This window comes from Nostoc sp., from assembly GCF_036919575.1.
Lineage (GTDB): Bacteria > Cyanobacteriota > Cyanobacteriia > Cyanobacteriales > Nostocaceae > Nostoc.
On record NZ_JBALBY010000011.1, the window covers coordinates 1 to 12,381 of the forward strand.

General features: G+C 40.1%; 10 protein-coding genes and 1 pseudogene. 3 read left to right on the top strand and 8 right to left on the bottom strand.

Features of this window, described 5'->3' with window-relative positions:
• Positions 1-129: 129 nt before the first annotated feature.
• Together V7K27_RS04405 and V7K27_RS04410 are read right to left on the bottom strand one after the other, a co-directional pair.
• Positions 130-2,784, bottom strand: a complete 2,655-nt coding sequence (locus V7K27_RS04405; protein WP_334944692.1) for a PAS domain S-box protein — start codon at positions 2,782-2,784, stop codon at positions 130-132.
• Between the two features lie 210 nt (positions 2,785-2,994).
• Positions 2,995-3,696 (bottom strand): rhomboid family intramembrane serine protease, encoded by a 702-nt coding sequence (locus tag V7K27_RS04410; protein WP_334944694.1) that lies wholly within the window; start codon positions 3,694-3,696, stop codon positions 2,995-2,997.
• Positions 3,697-3,870: 174 nt separating this feature from the next.
• Between V7K27_RS04410 and V7K27_RS04415 the strand changes: the two genes are divergently transcribed.
• Positions 3,871-6,015 carry a tetratricopeptide repeat protein gene (locus V7K27_RS04415; RefSeq protein WP_334944696.1) on the top strand — a complete coding sequence of 715 codons (2,145 nt, stop codon included), beginning with the start codon at positions 3,871-3,873 and terminating at the stop codon, positions 6,013-6,015.
• Between the two features lie 313 nt (positions 6,016-6,328).
• On the opposite strand, the gene V7K27_RS04420 is transcribed toward V7K27_RS04415, so the two are convergent.
• From V7K27_RS04420 to V7K27_RS36390, 6 genes and pseudogenes are all read right to left on the bottom strand, one after another.
• Complete coding sequence (locus V7K27_RS04420; protein ID WP_334944698.1) at positions 6,329-8,104, bottom strand: serine/threonine-protein kinase; 1,776 nt, start codon at positions 8,102-8,104, stop codon at positions 6,329-6,331.
• 348 nt (positions 8,105-8,452) lie between these two features.
• The gene (locus V7K27_RS04425; RefSeq protein ID WP_334944700.1) at positions 8,453-10,006 is read right to left on the bottom strand and encodes a YcjF family protein; all 1,554 of its coding nucleotides are present in this window, start codon (positions 10,004-10,006) and stop codon (positions 8,453-8,455) included.
• A gap of 297 nt (positions 10,007-10,303) precedes the next feature.
• Entirely contained in the window at positions 10,304-10,690 is a 387-nt protein-coding gene (locus V7K27_RS04430) for a type II toxin-antitoxin system VapC family toxin (RefSeq protein WP_334944702.1), read from the bottom strand.
• Positions 10,687-10,926, bottom strand: a complete 240-nt coding sequence (locus tag V7K27_RS04435; RefSeq protein WP_334944703.1) for a type II toxin-antitoxin system Phd/YefM family antitoxin — start codon at positions 10,924-10,926, stop codon at positions 10,687-10,689. Before V7K27_RS04435 ends, V7K27_RS04430 begins: the two co-directional genes overlap by 4 nt.
• A gap of 92 nt (positions 10,927-11,018) precedes the next feature.
• Positions 11,019-11,355: pseudogene (locus tag V7K27_RS36385) on the bottom strand (XisI protein).
• A 101-nt stretch (positions 11,356-11,456) separates the two neighbouring features.
• Positions 11,457-11,558 (bottom strand): element excision factor XisH family protein, encoded by a 102-nt coding sequence (locus V7K27_RS36390; RefSeq protein ID WP_442947590.1) that lies wholly within the window; start codon positions 11,556-11,558, stop codon positions 11,457-11,459.
• Between V7K27_RS36390 and V7K27_RS04450 the strand changes: the two genes are divergently transcribed.
• Entirely contained in the window at positions 11,557-11,874 is a 318-nt protein-coding gene (locus tag V7K27_RS04450; protein ID WP_334944708.1) for a hypothetical protein, read from the top strand. The genes V7K27_RS36390 and V7K27_RS04450 overlap by 2 nt on opposite strands.
• Positions 11,875-11,879: 5 nt before the next feature.
• Complete coding sequence (locus tag V7K27_RS04455) at positions 11,880-12,302, top strand: HNH endonuclease (RefSeq protein ID WP_334944710.1); 423 nt, start codon at positions 11,880-11,882, stop codon at positions 12,300-12,302.
• Positions 12,303-12,381: the final 79 nt, after the last annotated feature.

A 12,381-nucleotide genomic window follows, 5' to 3' on the forward strand; every position in this document is an offset into this window, starting at 1 on the left:
AGGCGTAAGCGTCATCGAGAGATTGACGCTTACACCCAACAAATATGGGCTTTATCGTCTTAAGTTGACACCAATGAGCATTGCTGTGCCCCTACCATGTATTGCATCCAAACGAGAACTGCTATAGTATCAGCTTGGCTTAATCAAATCAACGATCGCCTTCACTAAGACATCTGGATCTACTGGTTTGGAAATATGCATTTGAAATCCTGCTGCTAGTGCTTGCTGTTGATTCATTTCCCCTGCATAGGCTGTCAGAGCGATCGCAGGTACTAATCCTCCTTGTTGGGGCGATCGCGATCGCAGTTCACGCATCAGCATATAACCGTCTGTCTTTGGCATTCCAATATCGCTAATTAAAACATCTGGTATCGACTCAGACAGCGCTTGTAATGCTTCCTGTGCTGATGCTACGGTGGTCACTTCTACGCCGTAGTCTTGCAAAATAAAGCTAATTAAGTCGCGGATATCGGGTTCATCATCCACCACCAAAACTCGCATGTCCGAAAGCAGCGAGGATTCCGGCTGACAATCTAAAGACTCCTTCTCTTCATACCGCATATCTTCACTTCTGACCAAAAGCGGTAGTTCAACAGTGAAGGTTGCACCCAATCCTTCTCCAGGACTTTCGGCTTGAACATTTCCCCCATGCATCTCTACAAGCTTACGCGCGATCGCTAATCCTAAACCTAATCCACCAAATGTTCGCGTAGTTGTGCTATCAGCTTGGCGAAAGTAATCGAACAAATAAGGCAAAAACTCTGGCCCAATTCCCTTACCTGTATCTCTAACCTGAATTTGAGCCTGCTTATCAGCTTCCCCTAATCGAATTTCTACCCGTCCCCCTGTTGGTGTAAATTTTACTGCATTGGAAAGTAGATTCCACACAACTTGTTGAAGCCGATTTGGATCGCCCATCACTTGTCCCAAAGTGGGATCAAATATGGTCTGAATTTGAATTGACTTAGCTTGTGCTGCTAGTTGTACTGTCTCTAGTGCTGCTTCAACTACCATTACCAAGTTCACTGGACAGATATTCAAGTTTAATTTTCCTTGGAGGATGCGAGACACATCTAACAAATCTTCAATTAGCTGGGTTTGTAACTTGGCGTTGCGTTCAACGGTTTCCAAGGCATGGTTAGTGGTTTTTTCATCAAACTTGCGAGTCCGCAACATTTTTGACCACCCCAGGATGGAGTTGAGTGGGGTTCGCAGTTCATGGGAGAGAACCGCCAGAAATTCATCTTTGATTTTGTTGGCGATTTCTGCTTGTTGGCGTGCTGTCCGTTCTCGTTGGAGTAAATTAGCGCATTCTTTTTCAGCTGATTTGCGATCGGTAATATCCAATACAAAAGCAACACCTTTCTCTTGGGAGTCATTCAGCAAGGCTTTCCCCAAAACAATTGGTACTCGTTTTCCGTTGCGGTGGATGTATTCTTTCTCGTAAATTCTGGAAACTCCAGTGGTTTGCACCTCCAAAAGGGCGCGATCGTCTAAATGCTTATATTCAACAGGAGTAAGTTCTCTCCAATTAAATCTATCTAAAGTGGCAAATTCATCACGAGTGTAGCCAGCTAGTTGCAGAAAGGCATCATTAGCATCAATAATAAAGCCATCCACATTCCAAAAAGCGACCCCGATCAAGTTAGATTCAAATAAACGCCGAAATCGCGCTTCACTTTCACGTAATATCTTTTCTGCCCGTTTGTGTTCGGTAATATCGCGGGAAACAGTAATTACGCCTTCAATAGTTTGGTCAATATTCCGTAATGGTGTGAGGATGTATTCATAATAATGCAGCCCATCGGCGCTAATATATTTACATTCATCCTTGATTGGCTGCCCAGTTTTCATCACAGCTTGTCGTTGATTATCTACCTGTTCTACAAGCTCTGCGGGTAAATCTACTTCTTGCAAAGTTTTTCCGATAATATCCTGGGGTTTTAAGCCTAGTAAAGTAGCTCCATCACGGCTGACATACTGATAGCAACCTATGCGATTAAAGATATAAATGTGATCGACTGATGCGGTGAGGATGGCATTTAAAATATTTGCCTGTTCTTGGACTTGGGTTGTTAGTTCACGAGTACTTTCTACTGCCTGCTTGCACACAGTAGTTTCCATACAAACTCCGATCATTCGCACCGCTTGTCCCTGAGCGTCATAGATAAATTTTCCCTTGGCAGAAATCCAATGTACACTTTGGTCTGATCGAACTATCCGAAATTCATCGTTGTAGTCAGTCTTTTGTCCTAAAGCCTGGGTGATCCCTTGCATTACAGATAGCCTGTCTTCAGGATGAACGCACTTCTGAAACGCCTCATAGGGGCCGTCAAAACTACCTGGAAGCACACCAAAAAGCACTTCATAATTTTCAGACCAGATGACTTTATTGGTAAGAATATTCCAATCCCACAAGCCCATCTGGGAAACCTCTAGAGCTAGCCTGAGCCGTTCTTCACTCTCGCTCAGGGAGGCTTCTAGCTGCTGTCGCTGTGCAATTTCTTGTTGGAGTTGCTGTAAAGTGACTGCTGCCTCTGTTGGCAGATTGAAGGCTGTAGATGTCCCCTGTTCAAGATGCCATTGAATGTCATGCTCGACAACTTGAATGTGGGGATTTTGTGCTGCTATTGCCAGTTTGGTTTTTAGTTCTGTTAATTGTTCTTCAAGCGCTGCTTGCCTTTGTTGATAAGATTTTTCTGATTGCTCTAACTCAGCTACACGCTGCCGCATAACTGCTAATTCATCAGTGAGATCATAGTTAATTTTATCAACATTTTGCATCTTGCACACCGCTCATAACTCAACAATACCGATTTGAAGAATAGCCATCCCCTAGTATTACGAGTATGAATTTTTCAGAGCCAAAATGCAATCCATCAAAAGGCACATAAATAATTCGTAATTCGTAATTCGTAATTCGTAATTCAAATTCAAAATCCAGTTCTAAGAACTGTAGCGGTGGGTACAAATTGCTAAGTAGGTGAAGAGAATTTATCTCTTTAGACGCATGAAAGCTGCACCAATCAAAAATCCGGCAATCTGTCCCCAGAAGACAACACCCGATTGATTTACGCCAATGGGGGGAATATTTAAACTGCCGATACCATAAAATAACTGTTGCACAAACCACCAAAATATATAGAAAAAGGCTGGGAGTTCGATGGGGATATACAAGATTATTAGCGGTAAAATTGTGTCAATTTTAGCTTTAGGAAACTTGATCACATATGCTCCTAAAACAGCTGCGATCGCGCCATTGCCCCCAATCAATGGTACTGTCAAACTTGGTTCAGCCAGAATTTGGACTAAAGAAGCGATCGCGCCAGCAGCCAGATAAAATCCGAGATAGCGTCGATGTCCCAGAATATTTTCTACAGTCTTCCCAAAAACCCACAAGAATAGCAGATTTCCCAAGATTTGACTAAAACTGCCGTGTATAAATATTCCAAAGAGTAGTGAAAATGCCCGCCAAATTACAACTATCCAAGCAGCAGAGTTGTTGAAGAAGAGTGCATTTGTAATTGCCCCACTAATCTGGGCTGGAATCAGACCCCAACTATTGACAAAATAGCCCAATTCACCACTAAATTCTAGTTGAAGTTCCCATAAAAATACAGCAAGGTTAATGCCAATCAGCCAGTAATTAATAATTGGCTTATTCCGACAACGAATATTATCACTAATAGGAATCATTTGTCATTTGTCATTTGTCATTTGTCATTTGTCATTTGTCAAAGAATTCTTGTAACTCCTAACTCCTAACTCCCCACTCCCCACTCCCTACTCCCTACTCCCCACTCCCTCATTCTCCCTTAACCTGTGGCAAGATTGAAATCAGATCGCATCGCACTTAAGTAGGCAAACGAGATGCTGGGAAACACACTTGTAGGAAGATACCAAATTATTAGCAACTTGGGAGGTGGGGGTTTTGGTGAAACTTTTGTGGCAAGTGATACTCAATTACCCGGTTCACCTCCATGTGTCGTTAAGAAACTCAAACCCCAGGCAAGTGATCCTGTAACTTTGGAGACAGCTAGGCGTTTATTTGATACAGAAGCACAAGTTCTATATAAATTAGGAACTCACGATCGCATTCCCCAACTTTTAGCTTACTTTGAGGATAATGCTGAATTCTATCTCGTACAGGAATTGATTGAAGGTCACGACCTGAGTGAAGAATTAACACCAGGTAAAACCCTAAGTCAAGACCAAGTAATTTCACTTTTACAAGAACTTTTGACAATCTTAGAATTTGTCCATCAACAGAATGTAATTCACCGTGATGTTAATCCTCGAAATATTCTCAGACGCCAACCAGATGGCAAATTAATTTTAATTGATTTTGGTGCAGTTAAACAAATTGCTACTCAAGTAATTACTCCCCAAGGTCAAACGCAAGCTACTGTTGCTATCGGTACGCCTGGATATATTCCTAGTGAACAAGCTCATGGTACGCCAAAATTAAGTAGTGATATCTATGCTGTGGGAATAATTGCTATTCAAGCCCTCACTGGATTATCACCAGAAGAAATAGTAAAAGATGCTGATACTAATGAAATTATCTGGCATAATCAAGCCACCGTAACGCCAGAATTCGCTCAATTCTTAGATAAAATGGTGTGCTACGACTTTCGGCAACGCTATCCTTCGGCAACGGTGGCATTACAAGCACTGAAAGAGTTAACACTACCACCTGTTGCCACAATAGCCTTAACTCCGATTTCTCCACCAAAGAATCTCAACAAACCTCAACTGAAAAAAGAACCGAAAAAAGGTATATTGGGTAAAATTTTACTAGCGATATTTTTAATTGGGGTCAGTGGAATAGCATCAATATTTGTTTTGAATCACATTAATTCCAATAACGCCATAGAATTATCTAAACAAGGAAATACGCTTTTTGATTTACAACGCTATCAAGACGCGCTAGAAGTATATGAAAAAGCAGTTAATATTAGACCAGATTATTCTCAAGGATGGAATGGTCAAGGCAAAACGCTGGATAAATTAAAAAAATACAAAGAAGCATTAGCGGCATACGATAGAGCAATTCAAATTCAGCCAGATTATTTAGAAGCTTGGATTGGACGGGGTTTTGTGTTAGGAAATTTACAGCGATATCAAGAAGCGATCGCCTCTTTTGACAAAGCCTTACAATTAAATAATGACAACTCAGAAGTCTGGAACGCTAAGGGTGAAGCTTTCAGTAACTTAAATCAATATGACCAAGCAATTAAATCTTATGAAAAAGCGATTGAACTCAAACCAGATAATTACGAAGCTTGGTACAAAAAAGGATTAGCTTTGCAGAATTCTAAGCGATATGAAGAAGCGATCGCAGCCTACCAAAAAGTTGTTGATTTAAAGCCAGACTACGAGCAAGCTTGGTATAATTTTGGGAATTCTTTAGTGAATTTGCAACGCTACAAAGATGCATTTACGGCTTATGATAAAGCGGTACAATACCAGCCAAATTATTATCAAGCTTGGTTGTCAAGAGGTAATGTACTGCTGAATTTACAACGTTATCCAGAAGCAATTGAATCTTTTAATCAAGTAATTAAATTCAATTCTGGCAACTATCAAGCATGGTATAATTTGGGCTGGTCGTCGCATCAAACACAACGCTATGTAGAAGCAATAAAGTATTATGATAAAGCCGCAAGAATTAAGCAAAATGACTATAATTTATGGTATAATATGGGGAATTCACAATACATATTGCAGAAATATGAAGATGCGATCGCGTCTTATAATAAGGCAGTTCGTTATAAACCAGACCATTCTGAAAGCTGGTATAGCAGAGGTAATGCCCTATTAAATTTGAAACGGTATCAGAGTGCGATCGCATCTTACGATCAAGCAATAAAATACAAGCCTAATTATCAACAAGCAATAGATGCCCGCAATCAAGCCCAAATTCAACTGCAAGGCGAAAAATCAAAGCCTGTAATCGTCGTGCCAATCATCCCAGTTCCTAATCTTACTAATCCACCGCAGACAAGACCCTAGTATTCTGTCCTGACTTTTCACGGTATCTGAAAAACCTCACTTCTATTTCTCTCTCCTAAAAGGAGAGAGAAATAGAAGATTTTAACCCACGTTCGCGTAGCGTTCCGCAAGGAAAGGTGGGTTTTGTCTGTGTAGCCGCGACTTCTAGTCGCCCGGCGAGTAATAAATTAGACTTTACAAACATCCTCTAAACGCTCTAAAGTCCTGACTACGAACTTACAGAGGTTTTCAATTGAATAGACCACACGCATAGGGGCACAATATATTGTGCCCCTACAATGACTGTATTCCACGCATATAAAAATTACTATAACTACCGAATATTGACTTCTTGCAGATAATTTGCTCCCTGAAGATATTCAACCCTAGTGACTGAGTTTTTAGGAACAAATGAATTTGTTCTTTTTACAGAAGCTACCTTTTGATTGTCAGTCCGCACGCGCTGTTTTTGAGTATACTCATTCAATTTGACTTGAGCTTGAGCATAAACTAAAGTATCTTGGGGAATATTTCGGAGAAGTTTAACAGCCCGATCAAAATCACCAATAGATGCTTGTTTATAGGCTTTTTGTAAAAAGTAGGCTGCTCTGATCTGCCGCTTTCGATTGTACTCAGCCAACTTTTCTTGAACTAAAGTACCAGCATGACTTTCTTGAGGAATTTGACGCAGATATTGTAATGCAGTAGAAAAATCTTTTTCCCTGGCTCTTTCGTAAGCTTTGGCTAATAAATCTTGCGTCTGTGTTTCAATATTGACCGATGCTTGCTGAACTAGTTTACCTGTTTTAGATTGCCAATATAAAATATTTGGAACTTGAGAAGCAGCATGAAAAACATCTGACCATCTGCTCTGATGAAAAGCTGTTTCAGCTATTTGATATTGCCGTGCAGCGACTTGCCATTGCTGTTGCCATACTTCGATTGTCGCTTGCGCTTCTGGATAAACATTACTGTGGGAGGGAATTGATTTAGCGAGTGCGATCGCCTCTTGCAAATCTCCTGCTTGATATTCTTGGGTTGCTTTATATAAAGTATCTGTTTCTGAGTATGCAGGTGAACTATTAACTAAAGAATATACACCAAATCCCATTAATAAAGAATTAGCCGCTAGTCCTACTTTCATTCCTGTTAATAATGGCGATAAATTCCCAGATTTCGGATTCTGAGAATTATCATTTTCAATCGCCGCCTCTAGGAGAAATTGAGAATCTGCTTCTAATATTTCTGGTGGCTGAGTTTCCCATATTATTTGTTTGAGTACCCGCAGTACCTCACCCGCAGACTGAAAGCGGTTTTGGTAATCGTAGCGGATCATTTGGCTGAGAACAGCAGCTAGATAATCGTTAACTGGCGTGTTTTGAGAACGCCAAAAAATTTCATTATCCTTAGCATAAGGATCAGCTTTTAATTGTAATGGTTCTAACCCTGTTAAAGCTTGGATGGCAATCATACCCAAAGCATAAATATCACTGTTGGGCTGTGTTTGACCAATAAATTGCTCTGGCGGTATATATCCCAATGAAGTGACGGGAATTCTATAAATGGGCAATTCCGCACCTATGCCAAAATCGATAGACTGGATTGAGCCAAAGTCAATCAAAACTAACTTGCGATCGCTATTACGTCTGATCAAGTTTTCCGGTTTGATATCGCAATGGATAACGCCTTGAGAGTGAACAGATTCTAGAATACCTAAGACATCTATCAGAAATTCTACAACTTCGCTTTCACTCCACAAAGACCCCCACTGTTGATTGATGGGCAATTCCGCAGTCAGCGCGTGTCCTTCAATACACTCTTGCACTAAATAAAATTGCTCGTTTTCTTCAAAGCAGGCGATGAATTCAGGAATTTGCTGATGGCTTCCCAGAAGCTTCAGGGTTTGGGTTTCAGTTTGAAACAGTAACCTCAGCATCTCCAAGTAGCCGGGTTCGGAACTGCTAACTTTAATCTGCTTAACAACGCATTTGGGATTCTGTGGATAATCTACGTCCACGGCAATGTATGTTTCTCCAAACACCCCTGCACTAAGGGTTTGGACAATTTGGTAACGCCCTTGTAGTAATTTACCGATTATGTGGTAGGTCATGACCTGGTTACTCAGTAAGTCCTTTTGTTTAGATTTACTGGCATTTCCTCAAGTTTCCGGAAAGATTTAAAAATAATTGAAGAAGAATTTTGATACCTTGAATGTAAGTTTAATTTTTTAAGTATTTTTACGCAAAAAATATAATATTTTTTTAAGATTTATACCCTTGATTGAATTTGAGAGTTAATATAGGACTAGTATTTGATTTTTGAAATGCACGTAGACGTAGGTTGGGTGGAGCGGAGCGCAACCCAACATATATCAGGATGTTGGGTTACGCAAAGCCTCCACCCAACCTACATTTTTTTTTGCTTAATTACGAATTACGAATTACGAATTACGAATTATTTAACTCTGGGTTTCTTCATCGTGTTCAACCACTTCAGATTTATCTGTTAACGGCTTCACCACCCGCGCGATCGCTTCTTGAATAAAAGCCTTGATAAATTCATCTCTGCGATTAATTTGAAACTGTCGCTGTACAACTTCCGTCATCCCACCATCACCCCAATCTTGATCGTGACGAAAATATTCAATAAAACTTTTACCAGCAATTCGCGTTAAATAAGCTGCCGTTACACCTTGAATTGCTCTACCAATAATAAAGGTGGCAACATTCAGCTGCAAAGCTGTAGATAATAATTGAATTGCTCCCTTAACAATGCCCAAACTGGCGATCGTTTTCGCTAAAGAAAGGGCTAACTCTCGTCCCCGTTCCATATTCAATTCACAGCCGTACACTCTGCCAATTTCCACAACCATTTGAGCATTAACAGCAGCTGTCGCCAATAAATCTACAACTGGTATAGGCGTGACTGATACTACACCAGCACCAATCCACTGAAACCGTTCTACGATTTTGTCAGCTTGACGGCGACGCTGGCCATCGATGAGTTTTCGCGCCTCGTCTCCCAATCGCAGAGATTGCAAAAGAATGTTATCCGCCACCAAATCTTCGCCCTCAGCCCGTAAAACAGTAGCCGTGCGCCGCAGCAAAGGGATAATATCCGGTTCCGGCTGGAAAGTTTCGCCAGTTTCTAGTTGTGCAGATTGGGGATTAGCAGCGATCGCTACCACATCATTAGTAGCAATAAATCCCCGTACCCGTTGGCGCAATCTAGCGAGGATGGCTTCTTTATCTTCATCTGTATATAAATCGGTTTTGTTAAGCACCAAAAGCGATCGCTTACCAATTTCTGCTAATCCCCGTAGTGGCTCATATTCTGAGCGCCGTAAGTCATTATCCACCACAAACAACAGTAAATCTGCTTCTGTCGCCAGTTCTCGCGCCATTTGTTCCCGTTCCGTTCCCGCCACCCCTGCTTCTAAAATCCCTGGCGTATCTGTAATTAAAATTTTGCGTTCTAATCCCTTCAACCGTAAACAATAGGTTTCTCCAACTTGCGTTGTACCCATCGGTGCATCCACTTGACCAACCATGCGTCCCATAATCGCATTAACTAGGGAAGTTTTCCCAGCACTCCCGGTACCAAATACCACTACTTGAATCTCACGCCGTGCTAGATTCGCTTCAATCTCCCGCGATTTACTTAATAAAGCCTGACGTGCTACTTCATCTTGAATTTGCCCTACCTGTTGGCGCACAGCCTGGAGAGTTGTAGAAGCAGCGTCAGATTTGCCAGCAGGAATTTGTGCCGCAGTCACTCGCTTCGGGTTGCGGCGCGATCGCTTTTCCCCAGATTGAATCACCAATACATAATAGACGAAAGCGGCAACCAACGCTCCGATGAGGATAATCAGCAGCAACAGTAGTAAATTGCCCAGCAACGGCGAATAGGATAATTGCCAATAGAGGCGCGATAGGGAATCAATTAGCCATAGGGCTAGCCCCAAAATGACGATCAGACCAACAATCAGCGTTACTATGCGTGACAGAGGCATGGTTGGGAAAGATTAGTGGGTATTCAGTAGGTAGATGCTTCTAATCTTAATAGTTTCAGTATTTTTTACCAGAGTGCTAGGATAGAGGTTTTGAGCTTCTGAGGTTGAAACTTAAGCCTTTGAATCCATCATAATTGGAAAACTGATTCGGAGCGATCGCCTTTTAGAGAAAAATCAAAATCATCAATTGCGATCGCTCCGAGTGAGTGCTGATTATTTAATGTTGAAAAAAACATACTCTTATGCACTTTTAAAATGTCGAGGCTATTCTATTCGAGATTTTAAGCAATTATTGCCCTAATATAAAACACTGACCGAGTAGGAATGAATTACCGGGTCTACAGTTACAATTGTTAAATTATGTTGTAAAGCTTGACAAATCAACATCCTATCAAAAGGATCACGATGTAATAATGGTAAATTCAAGAGTTGAGCAACACTTTCTTCATCTAGGTTGAGACTACTGATTAGATGCTGCTGACGCTGTTTAGGAAGATAGATTTCAGGTGATTCTGGTAATGGTAATTTACCTAATTGATATTTAACAGTTGCTTCCCAAACTGAAACGCAACTTAAATATACATCGTTATTTAAATCACGAATGCTATTTTGTAAATGAATTGGTAATTTTTGATCACCACTAATAAACCATAAGAAAATATGGGTATCTAATAATAGTTTCATTTACCTTCAAAACTATTCAAAACCTCTTCAGGTAAGGGACTATCAAAATCATCTGGAACAATGAACTCCCCAGCACATAAGCCATAAGGTCTAATTTGTTGAGAGGTGGGTGAAACTGGTTTAATTTCTGCAATAGGTTTACCTGCTTGCATGATAATAATACTTTCTCCTGCTGCCACTTGTTGAAGATAGCTAGTTAGATTTCGCTGGATTTCATCAATTGTTACGGTTAACATGAGATGTGTATGTATGAATATTTCTAGTATATCAACTTGAGAGTTTTAAGTTATAGCAATTACTATTCCAGATTTAGCAGCAGTTTTTAAGCTTAATTAACTGCAAATTCAGTATACTGTCTGATATCGGCTGGTTGGAAGGCGAGAATAATTTTATTTTTAGGAATACCAGCGTTAACAAGTTCGTTGGCCATACCGTATTCTGTACCGTCTCTTTGAATCCAGATTTTGTCGTTGATAATATCAATATGAACTAAGCAACCATGCACCCGTTGATTATTTTCCCAGCAAGGGTGTTAGTAGTACGTAATGGTTGGCGATTTGGTCTATAATTAGTTGTCTTTCTAGTTCTCCGTAAGCGTAAGGGAGTTGGGCGTATTCGGTTAATACTTTTTGAATGATTTGGCGATAATTATCTAAGGTATCCATTGCAGTACCACCTCTCGTTTTGAATCGAAGACAAGTAAACAAAGGCGTTGATTTTCTAATAATATTTTACCAATTGGTTCTTGAAATAGTTCTGAGTAGGTTTATTGACGAATAGCCAGATACAAGCGGCGGTCAGGTTCTAAGCGATTGAGAATATTGTAATATAAGATATATTGCCCTAAAGCATTTTCTACAAAAATTATGACTAACCAAAGAAATGCTCCTCCTGCTGTTGATTATGCACCCCTGGAATTACAACGGGAATTAATTGCTATGCAAGAATTAACGATTGAGGATTTGTTAACTATTGGTCAAAGTCAAGTTCCCGAAATTCAACAAGAACTACATTTACAACTTTTAGAGAAAAATCAAACTAATCAATTAAGTGAATCAGATAGATTATTGTTGCGATCGCTGCGAGTGAGTGCTGATTACTTAATGTTGAAAAAAGCATACTCTTATGCAGTTTTAAAATGGAAAGGCTATTCTATTCCAGATTTTGAGCAATTAGTAAAGTAATAGCAGTGCCATCTATCCCTAAATCTATTCGTCAACAAGTCATTAATGAAGCTGGATATAGATGTGAATATTGCTGCACATCTAGCCGTTTAATAGGTATGCCATTAGTAATGGATCATATTTTACCCACTTCATTAGGGGGAAGTGATGAGCGAGAAAATTTATGTGCTTCTTGTTATCGCTGTAATGAATTTAAAGGAGCAAAAATAACTACTAATGATCCTGTAACTAATGAATCTGTATTTTTGTTTAATCCTCGTCAACAAAGATGGTTAGACCATTTTGAGTGGGCAAATGGTGGTACTCATATTATTGGGATAACTCCTAGTGGAAGGGCAACGGTTTTAGCTTTAAGGTTAAACAATGAAGATATTGTACAAGCTAGAGCAATTTGGATTAGTTTAAATTGGCATCCTCCTAACGATTAATGATGCGGATATTTTTGGCTTTCATATCATACAAAAAACTTGGCGATTATAAATAGCCTTCAACTTCAATCGAGATCAA

Excerpts from the sequence above, each read along its gene's own strand:
- V7K27_RS04405 (WP_334944692.1), bottom strand. The coding sequence starts at position 2,784 with ATGCAAAATGTTGATAAAATTAACTATGATCTCACTGATGAATTAGCA.
- V7K27_RS04410 (WP_334944694.1), bottom strand. The coding sequence starts at position 3,696 with ATGATTCCTATTAGTGATAATATTCGTTGTCGGAATAAGCCAATTATT.
- V7K27_RS04415 (WP_334944696.1), top strand. The coding sequence starts at position 3,871 with ATGCTGGGAAACACACTTGTAGGAAGATACCAAATTATTAGCAACTTG.
- V7K27_RS04420 (WP_334944698.1), bottom strand. The coding sequence starts at position 8,104 with ATGACCTACCACATAATCGGTAAATTACTACAAGGGCGTTACCAAATT.
- V7K27_RS04425 (WP_334944700.1), bottom strand. The coding sequence starts at position 10,006 with ATGCCTCTGTCACGCATAGTAACGCTGATTGTTGGTCTGATCGTCATT.
- V7K27_RS04430 (WP_334944702.1), bottom strand. The coding sequence starts at position 10,690 with ATGAAACTATTATTAGATACCCATATTTTCTTATGGTTTATTAGTGGT.
- V7K27_RS04435 (WP_334944703.1), bottom strand. The coding sequence starts at position 10,926 with ATGTTAACCGTAACAATTGATGAAATCCAGCGAAATCTAACTAGCTAT.
- V7K27_RS04450 (WP_334944708.1), top strand. The coding sequence starts at position 11,557 with ATGACTAACCAAAGAAATGCTCCTCCTGCTGTTGATTATGCACCCCTG.